This window comes from Streptomyces sp. NPDC055815, assembly GCF_053616475.1.
The window spans coordinates 1-19,211 of sequence record NZ_JBSHDU010000038.1; the positions used below are offsets into that span (position 1 = coordinate 1).

A 19,211-nucleotide genomic window follows, 5' to 3' on the forward strand; every position below is an offset into this window, starting at 1 on the left:
CATCGTGTACCGGGCCCCGCGGCGTTCCCGTGCCCCACTCCCCCGGAGAGGCTCCGGAAGGCAGCGGGGCACGGCTCGGGTCAGGGCGTCAGGGGCGGGCGGGGCTCGTCGGCCCGGCGCGGGCCCTGGGGCGCGTCCTCGCGGATGACCTCACCCTGGACCACCTTCCCGTCCGGCCGGTGGATACGGGCCTGCTGGAAGGCGTCCTGGAGGCTGCCGGGAGGCGCGGCGCTCATCCGGCGCTCGACGGCCTTCTCCGCGTACCGTCCGAGGAACGAGCGGACCTGCGGGATCAACAGGAGCAGACCGGCCGCGCCCGAGAGGAGGCCGGGGATCATCAGGAGCAGGCCGCCGAGCATCAGGAAGCCGTTGCGGTCGTCCGCGCCGGCCCGGTCGGCGGGCGAGGGCGCCACACCACTCCGCGCGGCCGCCTGGGCCTGCTGGAACGTCGAGGTGAGGTTGCGGAAGGCACGGCGGCCCGCCCGCTTCACGACGGCGGCGCCGAGCACGGCGCCGCCGACGAGCAGGGCGAGGACGGTCAGTCCGCCCGCCGCGTTCGCCACCACCGTGAGCAGCCAGATCTCCAGGACCAGCCAGGCGGCGACGCCGAGCGGAAGGAACGTACGCGCGCGTGAGCGCTTCGGGGCGAGGGGAGGCGGTGCGCCGGTCGTCATGGTCCCCAGTGTGCCTGGCGCCCCGCCGGAACGTCGTAAAGGAAGGATCAGTACGGAGCCCGCCCGACGGGGGTCAGGAGGACTTGCGGCCGAGCAGCTTGCCGACCTTCTCCGCCCGCGCCGTCAGACCCCAGCCGGTGACCCGCCACAGCGCCTCGACGACGATGTTGCGGCTCATCTTCGAGTCGCCGATCTCGCGCTCGACGAAGGTGATCGGGACCTCGACGACGTGGAAGCCGGCGGCGACCGCACGGCGCGCCAGGTCGACCTGGAAGCAGTAGCCGGCCGAGGCCACGTCCTCCAGGCCCAGGCCCTCCAGGGTTTCCTTGCGGAAGGCCCGGTAGCCGCCGGTGACGTCGCGGATCGGCACGTCGAGCATCACGCGCGAGTAGAGGCTGCCGCCCCGGGAGATGAACTCGCGGGACTTCGGCCAGTTCACGATCCGGCCGCCCGGCACCCAGCGGGAGCCGAGGACCAGGTCCGCGCCCTTGAGGGCGGTGAGCAGCCGCGGAAGCTCCTCGGGCTGGTGGGAGCCGTCGGCGTCCATCTCGACGAGCACGCCGTAGCCCTGCTCGATGCCCCACCGGAAGCCGGCGAGGTAGGCGGCGCCGAGCCCCTCCTTGCCCTTGCGGTGCAGGACGTGCACATGGTCGTCCTCGGACGCGATCTCGTCCGCGAACTTGCCCGTGCCGTCGGGGCTGTTGTCGTCGGCGACGAGAATGTGCGCCTCGGGTACGGCTTCCCGCACCCGCGCGACGATCGGCTTGATGTTCTCCGCCTCGTTGTAGGTCGGAATGATCACCAAGGCCTTGCCGAGCGGGCCGTAACGCCTCTGGCCACCGTCGTTCACTACTGCCCCTTCGGATACATACGCAGGCCCCCACCATAGCGAGGTCCCCGGAGTGGTCCGGCGCGGCGGGTCGGGTGGGACGGGTGACGTGGGGGTCTCACGGAACGTGTTCCTCGGGTGACGTGCGGTGCGGGGCCCGGCGTCCTTCGGTCCGACCTGGGATCCGCTGGCTGCGGGTCGACCGAGAGCCGTTGTCTACTGAACGTCCGGGCCCCACCCGGGTCGCACCTTCCGCCGGAGAAACCTTCCCGCGCGGCCGAGGCGCGGGCGGCGTTCGGCTACGGCGTGGGGGTGCGGTCCGGTCGGACGTCCTGTGGTGGACGCCGTGAACCTACCCGTCCCCGACGGGCGACTGTCAACACCCGCTTGACCTGCGGAGACTCCACAAAGGCCCAGGCCGGAGGGGAAGATCCGCAGGTCGGGGACAAGCGTCCGGGACCGTGCTCCGGGGTACGAAATGTCCCCACATCACTCGTTCGGCCGTACGAACACCGTCTGCCCGTACACCACCGTGCGCAGGCAGACCGGGAGTTCGACCCCGGGCGACAGATCGGGCAGACCGGGCGTTCCGGACCGGGGGTCGGTGGACCAGCGGGCGACCCGGTCGTCGGGCGCCTGGACGACGAGCTCCTCGGTGCGCCAGACCGCGTAGTCGGCGGGGGCGCCGGGGACCAGCGTCCCCGCGTCGTCCCGCCCCACGGCCCGCCAGCCGCCCCGGGTGTGGGCGGTGAAGGCGGCGCGGGCGGAGATCCGGTGCTCGGGGGTCCGGTGGAAGGCGGCGGCCCGGACGGTGCCCCAGGGGTCGAGCGGGGTGACCGGGCTGTCGGAGCCGAAGGCCAGCGGCACGCCGGCGCGCAGGAGGGCCGCGTACGGATTGAGGGTGCGGGCCCGCTCGACGCCGAGCCGGTCGGCGTACATGCCCTCCTCGCCGCCCCAGAGGGCGTCGAAGGCGGGCTGGACGGAGGCGGTGAGGCCCAGCTCGGCGAAGGCGGCGATGGTCTCGGGGGTGAGCATCTCGACGTGCTCGACGCGGTGCCGGGCGGCGCGGATCCGCGCCAGGCCCAGCTTGTCGGCGGCGGCCCTGACGCCCTCGACGACGGCGGACACGGCGGCGTCCCCGATGGCGTGGAATCCGGCCTGGAGGCCCGCCTCGGTGCAGGCGACGACGTGCAGGGCGATGGTGGCCGCGTCCAGGTGGGCGGAGCCGCGGTGCCCGGCGTTGTCGGTGTACGGCTCGTGGAGGCAGGCCGTGTGGGAGCCGAGGGAGCCGTCGGCGAAGAGGTCGCCGGCCGCGCCGAGGGCGCCCAGGGCCCGCGCCCGCTCGACGTCGAGGTCGGCCCAGTAGCCGACGACCCGGGGCCCGGCCTCCTCGCGTGCGAGGTCCAGAAGGCCGGTGAAGTCCTCCTCGGAGGAGATCCGCGGACCGCCGCACTCATGGAGGGTGCCGATGCCGAGGGAGGCCGCCTTCTGGCGGGCGGCTCGCTGGGCCTCGGTGCGCTGCTGCGGCGACACGGCGCCGAAGGCGGCCGCGCGCACGGCGTGGTGGGCGTCGCCGGTGAGCGGCCGCTGCCCGTCGTGGAAGCCGTCCAGGTCGCGGATGCCGGGCACGAGGTCGAGGAGGGCGGTGGTGACGACGGCCGAGTGGACGTCGATCCGGGTCAGGTAGAGCGGGCGGCCGCCGGTGAGCTCGTCGAGCTCGGCGCGGGTGAGCGGGCGGTGCTCGGGCCAGCGGGAGGCGTCCCAGCCGTGGCCGATGAGGATGCGGTCCTCGGGGCGGGCGGCGGCATGGGCCCTGATCAGCTCGGCGGCCTCGGCGAGCGAGGCGGCGGCGGACAGGTCGAGCCCGGTGAGGGCGAAGCCGGTGGCCGTGGTGTGCACGTGCGCGTCGACGAACGCCGGGGTGACGAGCGCGCCCTCCAGGTCGACGACCTCGTCCACGCCGGACGTGAAGGCGTCGGCCGCGCCCTCCGAGCCCACCCAGGCGACGTGACCGCGCTCCACCACCATGGCGGTGGCGAAGGGATCGGCGGGGCTGTGGACTTCTCCACCGCGCAGCAGCACGGTGCGGTGTTCGCCGGAGGACATGCTTTCACTCATGCCCACCAGGCTAGGGCCTGGCCGGCGGGTCAGGGTCGGGTGGGTCGCGGCGTCTGGTGCGGTGCATCGCAAGGCGCCGGGGCGTCCTCGTAGCGGAGCTACCAGGATGTTTCGGCAACGCGGCGAGGCGCCGTGCCAGGCGCCGCGACCCCGGCCATGACCCGCCGGCCTGGCCCTAGGACCTGCCAGGACCCGGTTTGTCCGGCAGGTCCCCCCGGTCGCGTCAGATGCGCGGTGGTCTGGCCTCGTACGGCGTGGACAGGACGACGGTCGTGCGGCTGGAGACGCCGGCCTGGGAGCGGATGCGGCTCAGCAGGTGCTCCAGCTCCAGCGGGGTGGCGACGCGGACCTTGAGGATGTAGTTCTCGTCGCCCGCGACGCTGTGGCAGGCCTCGATCTCGGGGATGTCGGCGAGCCGGTCGGGGGTGTCGTCCGGGGCGCTGGGGTCGAAGGGTTTGACCGAGATGAACGCGGTGAGCGGCAGACCCACGGCCTCCGGGTCGACGACGGCGGCATAGCCGCGGATGACACCGCGCTGCTCCAGGCGGCGGACGCGCTGATGCACCGCCGACGTGGACAGGCCGGTGGCCTTGCCCAGGTCGGTGTAGCTCATGCGCCCGTCCTTGACGAGCAACTCCACGATCTGACGATCCAGCTCCTCCATGCGGTGACCCTATGACCCCGGAGGGAATCGGGCACAGCCGGGGGCGGCCCGTAAAGGGCGCTATGGGCTGTCACGGGGCACCTGCGACAGGCATGTGACGAACGCCACAGGTTTGCACCTGCTCCGAAGTCTCGCCTCACGGTTATGCGGAGTTGCGCATGGGAAGTGCTTGCTGTGGTCGAGGCCGCACAGATCCGGCCGACCCAGCCGAGGGGGAGAATCCCAATGCAGGAGCCTGTTGAATCGGTCGACACGTCCGACGAGCTCGACGCGTACGACACCTTTGAGATGTTCCGGGTCGTCTGCCCGGAGTGCGTGCAGCCCATCGCGCTGCTCGCGGACGAGGACGCGCTGCCGGAGCACGCCCTCTGCCCGACGCCGTGGAACCCCTTCGTGCTGACGGTCTGCCCGGGCACGGGCCTCGCGGCTTCCGCGGCCCGCCCCGCCGACGACGGCCTGGGCGTCCAGGAGCAGGACACCGCGCTGCTCCTGACGCTCCCCCAGGGCCTCGACTGGCGCACGCAGCCCTTCTCGCACGTCGGCGGTCCGGGCTCGCGTCCGATCCGGGTGCCGCAGATGCGGCGCGCGGCCTGAGCCTTCCGGCTACCAGTAGCTTCCCCGCACCATCGCCGCGAGCGTGGCGTGGTGCAGGATCAGGCCGTCCGGGTCACCGGGCACCTCGACCTCGCCGAAGTGGGCCTGGCGGTACGCGATCCTGAGCATCACGATCGCGTGCCGCAGCGCCGCGTAGAGCGTGTGGAACTCCATGTCGCGCGGGGTGTGCCCGGTCAGTTCCGCGTACCGCCGCTCGACCGCGTCGCGCCGCAGGAAGTCCGGGAGGCCGGGCTGTCCGAAGCCGACGGTCAGGTCCTGGAAGAAGCGGTGCAGATACACGGCCCAGCCGAGGTCGACCTCACGGGGGACGTACGACGCCATCTCCCAGTCGAGGACGGCGGCGGGCGTGAACCCGTCGTAGACGATGTTCCCGATGCGCGCGTCTCCCCAGCCGAGGACGGCGGGGCCCTCGTCGGCCGGCCAGTGCTCCTCCAGCCAGTCGAAGGCCGACTCGATGAGCGGTGAGGTCGCGAGCCCCTCCACCACCCAGGCGTAGTAGGCCCGTTGGGCGTCGACGTGACGGCGCAGCGGGCTTCCGGCGCCTTCGGGCAGCAGGAACTCGGCCTCCTTCGCCGGGAACTGGTCGTGCAGCCTGGCCAGTACGGAGACGGATTCGGCCTCCAGGTGGGCGCGTTCGGCGTCGCCGGCGGCGTGCAGCCAGTTCCCCTCGTACGTGTAGGGCATGACGTCCGGCGGGACGCGGCCCTCGGCGCGGGCCATCACGAAGAAGGGCGCGCCGAGCGGTTCCGGGTCCTCCTCCAGCCAGAGCACGCGCGGCACGGGCACGTCGGTGTGCTCGCCGACGAGGCGCATGACGCGGTGCTGGCGCGCCATGTCGTAGACGGGGAAGACGGTGTACGCGGCGGGGTCGGCGGCCAGCCGCAGGGCGCAGCCGCGTACGGGGGCGTCCGGGTGGTCGAGGTCGAAGAGCAGGGTCTCGCTGGACATGCCGTTGGAGCCCGGGACGGCGAGGCCGTCGACCCGGGCGCCGGGCAGGTGCCGGTCCAGCCAGGCGGTGAGCCGCCGGCCGAGCTCCTCGGGGTCGCGGGTGGTGGTGCGGGGGCGCGGGGCGGTGGCCAAGGAACGCTCCTCAGGGGGCTGTCGAGGTGTGGTCGGCGAAGCCGCTGGGGTCGTGGCGGCCGAAGGAGCCGTGCTCGAAGATGCCGTAGCCGGTGCGGCCGTCGAGGGTGAAGCGGGCGGCGTGGTCGGTGACGCCGTAGGCGGCCATGGGGTGGGCGGCCGGGTCGGAGAGGTCGTAGACGCGGCGGTCGGTCCAGCCGCGGCCCTGCCAGGTGCCGTGCTGCCAGTCGGTGGCGGGCGGGTAGCCGGCGCCGACGGCGAGCGGGGAGGAGGCGAGGATCTCGACGCCGATCTCCAGGGGCTTTCCGGCCTGGTCGGTGAGATGGACCGTGGCCCGTTCGGGGTCGCGGGTGCCGGGCCGGTACGTGATCTCGGTGCGGGGCCAGCCGAGTTGGGTGTCGCGGCGGCCGTTGCGCACGAGCAGCGCCTCGTTGAGGGTGCGGTAGCCGTCGGCGTCCTCCTGGGCGATGACCATGAGGAAGCGGTCCTCGAAGCGCATCGGGATCCAGAGCCAGTGGAAGCCCTCGGGGCGGAACTCGGCGGCGCGGCCGGGTTCCTCGCCGGGGATCGGGCGGACGCCCCAACTGCGGTCGCGGGTGCCGGTCCACTCCCCCGCCGTGACGGTGAACTCCTCGCCGCCGGCCCTGAGGGTGCCCGTGCAGTGCCCGGCCTGGACGAAGCGGCGGCCTTCGAGGGTGAGCCTGCCCCCGTGGCGCTGGGTGTGGTGGGGCTCCCAGACGGCGGGGAAGTCGCCGGTCCAGTCGAGGTCGAAGGAGAGCCCGTCGGGGTCGTCGGGGTCGGCCGCGCAGTGCAGGGAGAGCCGCTTGAGGGGTTCGTCGACGGTGATGGTCAGCGGGCCGACGGAGAGGTGCATCCGGTCGTCGCCGAGGGCGTCGGAGGCGCGGACGGCGTGCAGCCGGTCGCCGGTGCGCAGGGTGGCGTAGGCATCGACGACCCCGGCGTTGGGATAGACCCCGAGACCGGCGATGAGCAGGGCCCGGCCGCTGTGGTCGAAGACGTGGAAGATGCACCGGTCGTAGGCGTTGCGGTCGCCGCTGACGTGGTGCTTCATCGAGAGCGGTGCCTGGTGCACGGGGTATTCGTCGAGCGCGACGGGCCGGTCGTCGTCCACGGCTGACCTCCTGAGCGGCGAGTGGGATCTGACGGTACGTCAGCTCTTGCCCGGGGGGCCAGAGTCGTGCACCGGGTACCGGGCGAACTGCCGCTCGAATCCGCTCGGCGGTGACCCCGGAAGCCGGGGCGCGTTGGTCCGGTCATGACCACGCTGTACACCCCTCCCAGCGGTTACGGTCGGCACCGGCAGGCCGAACCGCGCGGTGAAGAATCGGTTCGCCAGGCGCCGTCGACGGCGTCGGCGGAGGTGCCCGCACCGGCCCCCGTACCCGTGCCGGCTCAGGGGCAGGCCCAGCCGCAGATCAAGCCCCCCGCCCCGGACCACCCGCCCATCTACCGGGACGTGCTCACCCTCTGGGCCAGCCAGGGCCGCACCCTGCCCGGCCACCGCGACCAGGAGTGGGCGCGGCTCGCCGCCGGACCGGTCTGGGCGGACCGCACCGTGCGCGTCAGCGGGACTCTGGTCCGACCAGGTGACGGGCGATGACCACGCGCTGGATCTGATTGGTCCCCTCGACGATCTGGAGCATCTTCGCCTCGCGCAGATACCGCTCCACGGGGAAGTCCGCCGTGTAGCCGTAGCCGCCGAGCACCTGCACCGCGTCCGTCGTGACCTGCATGGCGGCGTCCGTGCAGAAGAGCTTGGCCATCGCCGCGCACCGGCCGAAGGCCCGCCCCTCGTCCCGGAGCCGCGCCGCCTCCAGGTACAGCGCCCGGCCCGCCTCGATCCGGGTCGCCATGTCGGCGAGCAGGAAGCGGAGCCCCTGGAAGTCGGCGATCGGCCGGCCGAACTGGCGGCGCCCCCTCGCGTACGCGACGGCCTCGTCCAGGGCCGCCTGGGCCAGGCCCACGGCGCAGGCGGCGATGCCGAGCCGCCCCGAGTCCAGGGCGTCGAGCGCGATCGCGAAGCCCTGCCCCTCCGCGCCCAGACGCCGGTCGTCGCCGACCCGCACCCCGTCGAAGTGGAGCTGCGCGGTGGGCGAGCCCTTCATGCCCATCTTCCGCTCGGGAGGGGCGGCGCTCAGCCCCGGCGCGTCCCCCGGCACCAGGAAGGCGGTGATGCCGCGCGCACCCGGGCCGCCGGTGCGGACCATGACCGTGCAGAAGTCCGCGATCCCGCCGTGGGTGATCCAGGCCTTGGTGCCGTCGACGACCCATCCGTCGCCGTCCCGGACCGCCCGGGTCCGCAGGGCCGCCGCGTCCGATCCGGCGGAAGGCTCGGAGAGGCAGTACGCGCCGAGGAGCCCGCCGCCGAGCATCGCGGGCAGGTGCGCGGCCCGCTGCTCCGGGGTGCCGAAGCCGGCGAGCGCGTGGCAGGACAGCGTGTGGACGCTCACGCCGAGCCCGACGGTGAGCCGGGCGGCGGCGAGCTCCTCCAGGACCTGGAGGTAGACCTCGTACGGCTGGCCGCCCCCGCCGTACTCGGGGTCGTACGGCAGTCCGAGCAGCCCGGAGCGGGAGAGCAGCGCGAACAACTCACGGGGGAAGCGGCCGGCGGCCTCCTCCTCCGCGGCGTGCGGGGCGATCTCCCGGCGGGCGATGTCACGCACCAGGGAGAGCAGTTCCCGGGCCTCGTCGGTGGGCAGCCGGCGCTCCACGCCGTCCGCGGTGCTGTCGGCCATGGCCGGACGCTCCTCCCTGCCGGGCGCGCGGGGCGCGACGATCGGGGGGAGTATGCCCGTTCCGTACCGACGGATCACGTGGCCGCCGGGGTTCCACACGGTTGCCGGTCGACCGGCGTCGGGTCACATGAGCCCGGCCCGGGTGACGAGGACGGCGAGCAGGACGACCAGGGTCCAGCCGAGGACGTGCTCCAGGATCTTGGGACCGTCGTCACGGGGGCCGCCGGTGCGTGCGCGGGTGAGGAGACGGGAGTGGGTGGTGGAGGTCATGCCGACCACCTTGCGCCAGGGGGGCGCGGCGGGGGTAGGACGCGGGTCACGTCTCCCGTGGCCCCGCGGTCGGCGACCGGCCAGAGCGCCGGGGTCGCCGCGGGGCGGCCCGAGGCCGTCGCGGCGTCGTCCCGGGCCGTCGGGAGGTTTCGTGCCGGCGGGGGCCGGGGAACCCCGGCGCCCGTCGGTCGGCGACCGGCCAGAGCGGGCGCCGGGGACCCCACCGGTTCAGTCCCCCACGCCCGCGTACGCCTCGAGCCAGCCGGTCGCCAGTCGGTCGCCGCGGGTGAAGACGGCCGCGCCGCGGCGGCCCGCCGAGGGGTCGGCCGGGGCGGCGGGCGGCAGGAGCAGCGTGGTCTCCTCGGCATCGGCGTGGTGCAGAGTCGTGGTCGCACCGTTCCAGAGGCGGATCACGGCTCCGGGCGGGGCCCACACGCGGACCGTGTCGTCCTGGAGGGTGAGGCGTGCGCCGGTGGCGCGTTCCGCGAGGAGGGCCCAGTAGCGGTCCGGGGGCAGGGCGCAGTCGCCCGGGGGCGTCGTGCCGTTCCAGTCGGGCGCGGCGATGCCGCGGGCCCGGGCCGCGCTCCACATGCGCGGGACGAGGCCGGGCGCGAGCGGGGCGGTGGCCATGCGCTCACACATCCAGAGGAGGCGTCCGGATCCCCGGTGGGGCCCGAGGGTGCGCCAGCGGATGCGCAGCGCGAGGTCGGCGGCGACGACGGCCACCCAGGGGTGGACGGTGCCGAGGGGGCCCTGCGCGCCGAGCCAGGCCAGATAGCGCTGGGCCTCCTCCAGGATGCCGGTCATGGATTCCACGGGGATGCCGAGGACGTAGGTGGGGCGGCCGCGGAAGAGCTGCGGCCGGGTCGCCGCGAGGAGCAGGACCGCCCGGGAAAGGTCTCCGGCCTGGGGCCGCTGCTCGTCGTCGCCCTGGGCCGGTTCCCGGGCCGGGCCAAGGCCCCAGGGGTCTTCCGGGTCGCCGTCCGTGTGCTCGAACTCGCGCAGGACCCTGCGCAGCGCCGCGCGCCCCCGCTCGGTGAACGGCGCCTGTTCGAGTACGGGGAGCCGGGTGCTGAGCAGGGAGGCGAGCAACTACTCGGCGGCGAGCGGGTCTTCGGGTAAGGGGGCCTGTCGCAGCGCCGTCGTCAGGTCGTCGGCGAGCGTGGCGTCGACCATGAAACGGCTGGTCAGCCGGCCCAGCGGGCTGGGTTCCAGGCGGTCCTCGTCGTCGGTGGGGCGCAGGCAGCCCACCGCGGCGAGGAACTGCGCCGCCTCGTGCAGCGGCTCGACGCTGTCGTGGCCCTGGTAGGCGGCGAAGGTGCCGGCCCACCAGCGCTCCGCCTCCTCCAGGGTCGCGAGCCGTTCCTGCACGGTCTCGGCGAGGAGGTGGTCGGCGAGGCGCTCGTCGAGGCGCGACCGCACGGTGTATCCGGCGGCCAACCGGGCCTGCCAGTGCGCCCGTTCCGCCGGGTCGGCGAGCAGGAAGGCCCAGCCCTCGCGCTCTCCGGCGCCGATGCGCCCGGCGCGTCCGAACATCTGCTGGACCATCGACACCTCGACGCGGTCCAGGCCGAGGGTGGTGTCGCAGACGATCACCGCCCGGGCGGGGAGGTTGACGCCGGCCGCCACGGTGGAGGTGGCGACCAGGATCTCCGCCTCGCGGGCACGGAAGGCCTGCTCGGCCTCCCGTTTGTACGGCCAGTCCCGGTAGTGCAGCCGTACCCCCGCCTTGGTGCACAGCCGCTCGACGGCTTCGGCGTCGTCGGCGTCCACACCGGCGGTGGGCACGCCCCGGTCGGCGGCCAGCGCGAGCGCCGTGGTCCGGACGCGGCGCTTGCTGCCGCAGAAGGCGAGGACGCTGCCACCGTCCCCGGTGACCTGGCGGGCGATGCGCACGGCGGCCTCGGTGCGGACGGCGGCGCGCGCCGCCCGGTCCGCCTCGTCGACCGGGGGCAGCAGGGGCAGCTGCCAGGTGAGCCGGGTGGGCCGCCAGGTGGTGCGGACCAGGCGAGCGCCCAGCCAGCGTGCGACCTCGTCCGCGTTGGCGACCGTCGCGGACAGGCCGACGATCCTGGTGCCCGCGCCGTCCTCCCGTACCCGGGCGAGCAGGGCCTCCAGGACGGCGCCGCGCGTCGGGTCGCCGAGCAGATGGATCTCGTCGACCACCAGACAGCCGACCTCCGCGAGCGCGTCGCGCAGCGAGCCCGCGCGGCAGATGGCCTCGAACTTCTCGGTGGTGGCCACCCATACGTCGGCCGACCGGATCAGCTCCGTGTCGACCGCGGCCTCACCGGTCAGGCGCACCACCCGCAGCCCGTGGCCGCGCCACAGTTCGAGCTCGCGGTCGAGTTCGTCGGTGAGCGAGCGCTGCGGCACCAGCCAGGCCGCCTTGCGTCCGCGGGCGTGCGCCTCCAGGGCGGCGACCATCCCGATCGGGGTCTTTCCCGCACCCGTCGGCGCGACCACGACGAGGTGCCCGGTCTCTTCGAGGACCACCGGGACGGCGGCGGCCTGCACCGGGTTGAACGTCGGATGCGGCAGCAGCCGGGCCCAGTCGGCCGGAACCAACTCGCCGATGGGCACGTACGCGTCGCCGTCGCCGTCCGGCAGCTCCTCCAGGGCGTCCCACTGGGCGGCGAACGCGTCCCGGGCCGCCGTCGCCCAGGGCCCGGCGGCGGGCGCCGCGCCGTCCGGACCGGCCGCGACCAGGTCCGTACGGCCGCCGGTGTCGGAGACCGTGCCGACCTGCCCGGCCTCCTCCCAGTACCGGCTGACGCGGTACGGGACCTCCCGCTCCTCCAGCCACGCCCGCAGCTTCTCGTACTCCGGGCCTTCGGGGAGGATCACCCGCACGTCCTCGGCCGCCGCGAGCGCCGCGTCGGCCGGGCGCCAGGCCGGATCGGCGGCCTTGCACCACAACAGGGCGCGCGGCTCGGTCCCGTCGGGCACGACGAGGTCGTCCGGCCACGCCGGGCCCCGGCCGGAGCGCGCCCCCGGACCCGGCTGCGCCGGAACCCTGACGATCGCGGTCACCTCGGGCGCCGGCGCGTCCACGCGCTTCGGGCGGGTCCGGGGCGCGCGCCCGGCCTGGCGGGGCACGGCGTCGGTCAGCTCGTCGTACCGCTTCACGCCGAGATCGGCGAGGGTGAAGGCGGTGGGACAGGCGGGGCAGACGAGCGCCGTGTACTGGTAGGTGCGCCCCTGGGACTCGTACGGCCGGCGCAGGGCGTGCAGTTCGCCGCCGCACGCCGGGCAGCGGCGGTCGACCATCTCCTCGTAGCTCCACCCGGGCTCCGCGAACCGCGCCGGATGCTCTCCACCCGGCGTCACTCCCCAGCGCTGCCGCGCCAGGTCGATGACGGATCCCTGCGCCTCGGCCTCGTCACTGCTCATGACCCGACTGTGACACTCCATGATCACCACGCGCAGCCGGTTCGCACGCTTTCCCCGTCGCCGGTGAGCAGGCGGTTCCGCGGGAACGCGGCCAGCAGCTCCTTGGTGTAGGGGGCGGTCGGCGCCTCGAAGACGGTGTCCCTCGGGCCTGCTTCCACCAGTTCGCCCTTCTTCAGGACCGCGATCCGGTCGCAGAAGTGCCGTACCACCGCGAGGTCATGGGAGATGAAGAGCAGCGAGAGGCCCAGTTCCTCGCGCAGGTCCATGAGCAGGTTCAGGACCTGCGCCTGGATGGATACGTCCAGCGCGGAGACCGGTTCGTCGGCGATGATCAGGCGCGGCCGGACGGCCAGGGCACGGGCGATTCCGATGCGCTGGCGCTGACCGCCGGAGAACTCGTGCGGGTGGCGGGAGAGATGGGCCGTTGACAGGCCCACCTGTTCCAGCAGCTCCGCCGCCCGCTCCTTCCGCTGGGCTCCGTCCAGGTCCGTGTGGAGGCGCAGCGGCGTCGCGAGGATCTGTTCCACCGTGCGGCGTGGGTTCAGCGACGCGTACGGATCCTGGAAGACCAGCTGGACGTCCCGGCTCAGCTCGCGGCGCAGTCGCGAGCTCGTCACCGCCTTCGAGATGTCCCTGCCGTCGAAGCGGACCTCTCCGCCGGTGGGACGGCGCAGGCCGGCCAGGACTCTGGCGATCGTGGACTTGCCGGAGCCGGACTCGCCGACGAGACCGAGGGTCTCGCCGTGGGCCACGTGCAGGCTCACGCCCTTCACCGCGGGATGGGCGTGGCCTCGGCGGCGGCCGGGGTAGTCCACGCGCAGGTCGTGCAGTTCGGCCAGGACACCGGAGCCGGTGGCGGTACGAGGGCCGGCCTTCACCCGCGGCTCCGGATCCGACTTCGGGCCCGAGTTCGGGTCCGGGTTCGGCTCCTGGTCCTGGTTCGGGTCCTCGTCCGGGGCCAGGTTCGCCCGCGGCTTCGGTTCCGGGTCCTCGTCCGGGGCCAGGTTCGCCCGCGGCTTCGGTTCCGGGTCGTCGACCGTGGGGAGGCGTGTGCCGGGTGGGGTGTGCAGGGTGGGGGCCGCGCCGATCAGGGCCCGCGTGTAAGGGTGGGCCGGTGCGGTGAGGAGGTGTTCCGTGGTGCCCTCCTCCACGGTTTCCCCGCCGCGCAGGACCAGCATGCGGTGGCAGGTCTCCGCCACCACGCCCACGTCGTGGGTGATGAGGACCATGGCCGCTCCGGTCTCCGCCTGGAGCCGGCGGATCAGGTCGAGGACCTGGCGCTGGACCCTGGCGTCCAGGGCCGTGGTCGGTTCGTCGGCGATCAGGACGGCCGGGTCGTTGATCAGCGCCATGGCGATGACGACCCGTTGACGCATGCCGCCCGACAGGTGGTGGGGGTGGTCCGAGGCCCTGGCGGCGGGGATGCCGACCCGTTCCAGCACGGCCGCCGCCCGTTCCCGGGCTTCCTTGCGTCCGGCCTTCGGGTGGTGGACCCGGTAGGCCTCGGCGATCTGCGCGCCGATGGTGTGGAACGGCGACAGCGCGTCCAGGGCGTCCTGGAAGACCATCGCGACCCGGTCGCCCCGGATCCGGGTGAGGACGGACTCGGGCGCGCCGACCAGTTCGTCCGGGTGGCCGGCGAGGCGGATGCTCCCTTCGACGCGGGTGCGGGCCGGGTCGTGCAGGCCGAGGGCGGCCAGGCCGATGGTGGACTTTCCGGAGCCCGACTCCCCCACCAGGCCGAGGACTTCGCCCGGGGCCAGGTCGAAGAAGATGTTCCGGACGGCCGGCACGGGGCCGCGCGGGGTGGTGAAGGTGACGGCCAGGTCCTGGACGCGCAGTGCGGGCAGGTCGCTCATGCGAGCCTCACTCGGGGATCCAGCCAGGCGACGACGAGGTCGGCCAGGGCGACGAACACGACGACGAAGAACGCGGCGAGGAGGACCGTGCCGACGACGGTGGGCAGGTCGTTGCCGTTGACCGCGTCGACGGCCAGCTTGCCGATGCCGCCGAGTCCGAACACGGTCTCGGTGATGAACGCGCCGCCGAACAGGGCCCCGACCTCCAGGCCGAGCAGTTGCACCAGCGGGCCGGCCGCTCCGCGCGCGGTGTACTTCAGGTGGACGCGCACGGTGCCCAGGCCCTTCGCGCGGGCCGTGCGGACGTACCCGTGGTGCATCGTCTCCAGCATCTGCGAGCGGGTCAGGCGGGCGAAGACGGCCGCGTTGACGAAGCCCAGCACCAGCCACGGCAGGATCAGGCCCAGGGCCCACTGGGCGGGCTGTTCGGTGAAGGGGACGTAGGCCGGGGGATCGAACAGGCCCGTGGAGTAGACGAGCAGGAGCAGCAGCATGTAGCCGAGGAAGTAGATCTGGACGCTGGCGCCCAGCAGGTTGAAGCCGGACAGGAGACGGTCGGTCGCCGTGCCCCGGCGCAGCGCCGCCGCCAGACCCGAGCCGACGCCGAGGACGAGGATCACCGCGAGGGCGCCGACCGCGAGGGATGCGGTCACCGGGAGGCGGTCCTCGATGGCGGCCAGGACGGGCTGGTGCAGGGTGTAGGAGTAGCCGAGGCAGGGGGCGGGGCAGGGGATCGGGGTGCCGTCGACGTCCGCGATGGTGCGGCCGGTGACGATGCCGCCGACGTAGTCGGTGAACTGGGAGACGACCGGCTGGTCGAGTCCCATGCTCGTACGGACGGCCGCGAGCTGTGCGGAGGTGCACTTGGGACCGCAGGCGATCAGAGCCGGGTCGGAGGGGGCGGCGTAGAAGAGCCCGAAGGCCGTGGCGGTGATCGCGAGGAGCACCGCCACGGCCTGCGCGACCCTCTTGAGGAGGTATCGGGTCATGGTCGCAGGAGGTCAGGGGTTCTTGTCGCCGGAGGTCAGGGCTTGGTGACGTACACGTCGGCCAGGGCCGTGACGCCGTAGATCGGGTGGGTGGCGGCGCCGCCGATGTCCTTGCCGCGGAACTGGGAGACGCTCTTGTAGAGGAAGGGCACCAGGGGGACGTCCTTCATGACCGTCTGCTCCAGCCTGATCAGCTCCTCGGCCTTCGTCTGCGCGTCACCGATCTTCGCGATGCGGGCCAGTTCCTTGTCCACCTGCGGGTTGCTGTAGCGGATGTTGTTGGACACCGCGTCCAGATGGCTCTCGTAGCCGAGGGGGAGCAGGGTCGACGGGGTGGGCCAGTCCACGGAGTTGGTGGACAGGAACAGGTCGTACGGGCTGTCGTCGCCGCCGAAGATCTGGTCGTTGAACGCGGAAGGCTGAAGGCCCTTCACGACGAGCTCGATCCCGGCCTTGGCGAAGGCATCGACGAGGACCTGTGCGACCTGGTCGTCCGCCGGGCTCGCGGTGGGGTACGCGTACGTCAGCCTGGTGACCTTCGTCTTCGCCTGGGCCAGGTGCTCCTTGGCCTTGGCGCTGTCGCCGGTGGGGGCGACGGGGTAGAGGTCGTAGTTCTTCCAGCCGACGACGGCCGGCGAGGAGAGGGTGGTCGCGAAGTCGCCGGCGTAGCGGCCCCCGAGGACCTGGCGGGCCTGCTCGCGCGGGAACAGGTAGTGGATGGCCTTGCGGACCTCGGGATCGGTGACCCGGTCGTTCCTGATGTACAGGTCCTGGGTGTAGGCGCCCTTGCTGCCGGAGACGACCAGCTTGCGCTTGGCGGGATCGCGTTCGACCGTCGAGATCAGCTCCGGCGGCAGGAGGTCCTTGGTGGTGAGCGTGGTCGCGCCGGTGCCCTGGCCGTTGAACACCTCCTGCGCGGTGTTGAGGGCGGCCTTGCCGAAGGTGAACTCGAAGCGGTCGGGGTAGGCGTGCCGGATCGAGTCCGTCTCCGGCTTCCAGTACGGGTTGCGCTCCAGGGTGAGGCTCTTGTTCGGCTTGTGCTCGACGATCTTGTACGGCCCGGTGGCAAAGGGCTTCACGTCGTAGCCGGCGCCCGTGTCCTTGTCCTCGCGGACCGGCGAGGAGGAGGACTGGGCGGCCATGTACGGCACGTCGGACTGCGGCTGCGGGAAGTGGAAGATGATGGTCTTGTCGTCGGGCGTCTCCACGGCCTTGAGATCGCCGTCCTTCTTGGGGCCGCCGTACTTCTTCACCGCCTCGGTGAGGTCCTTGGTGCCGGTGAGCCACGGCTGCCAGTAGGTGGGGCCGACCTCGAAGCCGGGTGCGAAGGTGCGCTCGATGCCGTACTTGACCTGCTGCGCGGTGACGGGCTTGCCGTCCTCCCAGGCGATGCCGTCCTTCAGGTGGTACGTCCAGGTGCGGCCGCCGTCGGAGGAGGTGCCGGTGTCGGTGGCGAGGTCGCCGACCAGCCTGGGCCTGCCGTCGATGATCTGATACTGCGTCAGCTGCCTGCCCCACAGCAGCGAGGTGCTGTACCTCTCGCCGGCGTAGATCTTCTGCGGGTCGAGGTGGGAGAAGTCCTCCTCGTTGGCGACGGTGACGGTGCCGCCCTTGCGGGCGCCGGGGACCTCGGGGGCGGGACCCTGGCTGTCCTTCGCGGTGCCGAGGGTGGCGGTCAGCCGCTGACCGCTCTTGGCCGCCGTGCTGTTCTTGCTCTTGCCCGTGCCCGCGCCCGTGCCGCCTTCCGCGCCCGCGCCCGCGGAGCAGGAGCACAGCAGAAGGGCGGCGGCGGTGGCGAGGGCCGGGACTGCTGCGGCACGTGGGGAGATTGCGGGCATGACTGACTCCGTTGTCGTGTACGGGTGTTGCTCGGGGAGGTGAAAGGAAGTCGCGGAGGGTTCAGCGAACGGTGTGCGGGTCGAGCGCGTCCCGTACGGCGTCGCCGAGGAGATTGAAGGCGAGGACGAAGACGAGCAGCGAGACACCGGGGAACACCATGTAGGTGGGGTCGTCGTAGAAGACCTCGGAGCCCCGCGAGATCATGCGGCCCCAGTCGGGGATGGGTTCGCTGATGCCGACGCCCAGGAAGGACAGCGCGGCCTCGGTGGTGACGATCGCGGGCACGGCGAGGGTGATGTGGACGAGTACCGGTGCCCATACGTTCGGCAGCAGTTCCCGGAAGACGATGTGCCGCCGGCTCGCGCCGAGCGCCCGGGCCGCCTCGACGAACTCCCGCTCGCGCAGGGAGCGCACGAGGGTGCGCAGCACCATCGCGAGCGGCACCCAGCCGAAGGCGGAGAAGACGAGGACGAGGACGGTGAACTGCATCCAGGCGGGTTCGTTCTCGTCGGGTCCGACGAAGCGGGTCTGGATGACCGGGCCCAGCGTGAGCAGGAGCAGCAGGGTCGGGAAGGCGAGCAGGACGTTGCAGACGAAGGTGAACACCCTGTCGGCGAGGCCGCTGAGATAGCCCGCGGTCACGCCGACGGCCACTCCGACGGCGGCGAGGACGGCGACCGAGGCGAAGGCGATCAGCAGGGAGGTGCGGATGCCGTAGAGGAGCTGGGTGAGGACGTCCCGGCCGAGCCCCGGCTCGATGCCGAACCAGTACTGGGCGGAGATGCCGCCGTTGGGCAGGAGGGGCAGGCCTTCCGGGCTGAGCAGGCCGGCCTCGTTCTGGCCGTAGTGCTCGGTGGGGTTCTTGCCGTAGAGGAGGGCGACGAGGGGCGCCGTGACGGCGAGGAGCACGAAGAACGCGACGACGCAGAGCGAGAGGGTCCCCACTCGATCACGCCGGAAGGCGTCCACCACCGATACCGCTGCCACGCTGCCGTACTCCCGACTTGCCTGGGGCGCGCCGACTGTGGTGGAGCGCCCTGAATCGCACCGGAGCGGGGTGACCGCTCCGGACGTCGGACATTAGATCGAAAGATCCATACGGCTGCAATGCATCAGATTTGAAGGTGGATCGGCGATATTGCCTGCGATTACTGGAATGTTTCCCCGTTCATGCAGTCGCAACAGAGATGCTCACCAATCACCACGAATCACCCCATGGCGGGAGACGAGCATCACACCAGGCCCAGCGACTGAAGCGCGCGCTGCTTGGCATCGGCTGTCCCATGGCGATCGGCTGCGACCACACTCGTACCTGAGCCACGAGCAGTGACCAGCAAAGCCCAGTTCGACGCGGTGATGTCGGCCCAGGACCGGAACGGGCCGCACGGCAGCCGGGGCAAGCGGCGCAGACCGCGGAGGCTCCAGCAGCCCGAGGGCGCTTCGGCCGGCCCGCCGTGCTGTCCGGCTACAGTAGGTGAGCCCGTTGGGTGGCATAGGGAATCCGTGCGGAGAGGGGCAGCGGGGAATGAGTGTGGTGGAGAGCTGGTCCCGCGTCATGGACCTCCTCCGGGAGCATGCTCCGGCCGATCACGCGGACCTGCCCGGCCCGGCCTCGGAGCGGATGCTCGCGGCCGCCGAGGAGCGCATGGGCGTCTCCTTGCCTCAGGACCTGCGGGCGTGGCTGCTGCAGAACAACCTGGATCTTCCCGAGGACGAGGTGGACGACGACGTCGCCTGCTGCGGTTACGCCGGGTTCCCGGACGAGGGGAGCTTCTTTCTGGGCATCCGGGCGATGGAGAAGCTCTACGCGAACCACCCCTTGTCCGGTGGGGGCGAATGGCGCGGAGAGTGGATTCCGTTCCTGTCGGATCAGGACGGCTGGACGGGGCGGTTCATCGATGCGAAGGACGGACGCATCGGCAGATGGTTCGTGGGTGAGCCCACGATCACCGGCGAGTACGCGTCACTGGCCCACTACTTCGACTCCGTGGCGGAGATGCTGACGAGGATCGGCGCGGGTGACTATCCGGCCTGTTCCGTCGTCGATGGGCGACTTGTCTGGTTGTGAGGCCGCGACGCCGTGAAACAGAGGTGCCCCCCGGAACCGATGAACGGCCGGGGGGCA

Annotated in this window: 17 protein-coding genes; 3 read left to right on the plus strand and 14 right to left on the minus strand. The window is 72.6% G+C overall.

Annotation, left to right across the window (positions count from 1 at the left end; translation table 11 throughout):
• Positions 1–80: 80 nt before the first annotated feature.
• From fxsA to ACWGN5_RS23395, 4 genes are all read right to left on the minus strand, one after another.
• Positions 81–674, minus strand: coding sequence for an FxsA family membrane protein (gene fxsA, locus ACWGN5_RS23380; protein ID WP_453518312.1), 594 nt, complete (start codon positions 672–674; stop codon positions 81–83).
• Between the two features lie 73 nt (positions 675–747).
• Entirely contained in the window at positions 748–1,524 is a 777-nt protein-coding gene (locus ACWGN5_RS23385; protein ID WP_453518315.1) for a polyprenol monophosphomannose synthase, read from the minus strand.
• A gap of 468 nt (positions 1,525–1,992) precedes the next feature.
• The gene (locus ACWGN5_RS23390; RefSeq protein ID WP_453518317.1) at positions 1,993–3,621 is read right to left on the minus strand and encodes an amidohydrolase; all 1,629 of its coding nucleotides are present in this window, start codon (positions 3,619–3,621) and stop codon (positions 1,993–1,995) included.
• A 223-nt stretch (positions 3,622–3,844) separates the two neighbouring features.
• Complete coding sequence (locus ACWGN5_RS23395) at positions 3,845–4,285, minus strand: Lrp/AsnC family transcriptional regulator (RefSeq protein WP_017242178.1); 441 nt, start codon at positions 4,283–4,285, stop codon at positions 3,845–3,847.
• A 225-nt stretch (positions 4,286–4,510) separates the two neighbouring features.
• Between ACWGN5_RS23395 and ACWGN5_RS23400 the strand changes: the two genes are divergently transcribed.
• Entirely contained in the window at positions 4,511–4,879 is a 369-nt protein-coding gene (locus tag ACWGN5_RS23400) for a hypothetical protein (RefSeq protein WP_453518320.1), read from the plus strand.
• A 9-nt stretch (positions 4,880–4,888) separates the two neighbouring features.
• Here ACWGN5_RS23400 and ACWGN5_RS23405 read toward each other — a convergent pair whose 3' ends face one another.
• Positions 4,889–5,980: a phosphotransferase family protein gene (locus tag ACWGN5_RS23405; RefSeq protein ID WP_453518322.1), complete on the minus strand. Its 1,092-nt coding sequence runs from the start codon at positions 5,978–5,980 to the stop codon at positions 4,889–4,891.
• 10 nt (positions 5,981–5,990) lie between these two features.
• Entirely contained in the window at positions 5,991–7,112 is a 1,122-nt protein-coding gene (locus ACWGN5_RS23410; RefSeq protein WP_453518324.1) for a hypothetical protein, read from the minus strand.
• 144 nt (positions 7,113–7,256) lie between these two features.
• On the opposite strand from ACWGN5_RS23410, the gene ACWGN5_RS23415 reads away from it, so the two are divergent.
• Complete coding sequence (locus tag ACWGN5_RS23415; RefSeq protein WP_453518325.1) at positions 7,257–7,601, plus strand: hypothetical protein; 345 nt, start codon at positions 7,257–7,259, stop codon at positions 7,599–7,601.
• Here ACWGN5_RS23415 and ACWGN5_RS23420 read toward each other — a convergent pair.
• The 8 genes from ACWGN5_RS23420 to ACWGN5_RS23455 all read right to left on the minus strand — a co-directional run bounded on the left by ACWGN5_RS23420 (position 7,564) and on the right by ACWGN5_RS23455 (position 18,073).
• Entirely contained in the window at positions 7,564–8,736 is a 1,173-nt protein-coding gene (locus ACWGN5_RS23420; protein WP_453518328.1) for an acyl-CoA dehydrogenase family protein, read from the minus strand. The genes ACWGN5_RS23415 and ACWGN5_RS23420 overlap by 38 nt on opposite strands.
• 123 nt (positions 8,737–8,859) lie before the next feature.
• Entirely contained in the window at positions 8,860–9,006 is a 147-nt protein-coding gene (locus ACWGN5_RS23425) for an SCO1431 family membrane protein (RefSeq protein ID WP_369143101.1), read from the minus strand.
• 228 nt (positions 9,007–9,234) lie between these two features.
• Positions 9,235–10,098: a hypothetical protein gene (locus ACWGN5_RS23430; protein WP_453518329.1), complete on the minus strand. Its 864-nt coding sequence runs from the start codon at positions 10,096–10,098 to the stop codon at positions 9,235–9,237.
• The gene (locus ACWGN5_RS23435) at positions 10,099–12,399 is read right to left on the minus strand and encodes a DEAD/DEAH box helicase (RefSeq protein WP_453518330.1); all 2,301 of its coding nucleotides are present in this window, start codon (positions 12,397–12,399) and stop codon (positions 10,099–10,101) included.
• 23 nt (positions 12,400–12,422) lie between these two features.
• Positions 12,423–14,258, minus strand: coding sequence for a dipeptide ABC transporter ATP-binding protein (locus ACWGN5_RS23440; protein ID WP_453518332.1), 1,836 nt, complete (start codon positions 14,256–14,258; stop codon positions 12,423–12,425).
• Positions 14,255–15,247 (minus strand): ABC transporter permease, encoded by a 993-nt coding sequence (locus ACWGN5_RS23445; protein ID WP_453518334.1) that lies wholly within the window; start codon positions 15,245–15,247, stop codon positions 14,255–14,257. Before ACWGN5_RS23445 ends, ACWGN5_RS23440 begins: the two co-directional genes overlap by 4 nt.
• A 35-nt stretch (positions 15,248–15,282) precedes the next feature.
• Entirely contained in the window at positions 15,283–17,085 is a 1,803-nt protein-coding gene (locus ACWGN5_RS23450; RefSeq protein ID WP_453518337.1) for an ABC transporter substrate-binding protein, read from the minus strand.
• A 61-nt stretch (positions 17,086–17,146) separates the two neighbouring features.
• A complete protein-coding gene (locus ACWGN5_RS23455; RefSeq protein WP_453518339.1) occupies positions 17,147–18,073 on the minus strand; it encodes an ABC transporter permease in 927 nt (308 codons plus the stop codon).
• Between the two features lie 568 nt (positions 18,074–18,641).
• Between ACWGN5_RS23455 and ACWGN5_RS23460 the strand changes: the two genes are divergently transcribed.
• Positions 18,642–19,154, plus strand: a complete 513-nt coding sequence (locus ACWGN5_RS23460; protein WP_453518342.1) for an SMI1/KNR4 family protein — start codon at positions 18,642–18,644, stop codon at positions 19,152–19,154.
• Positions 19,155–19,211 lie beyond the last annotated feature (57 nt).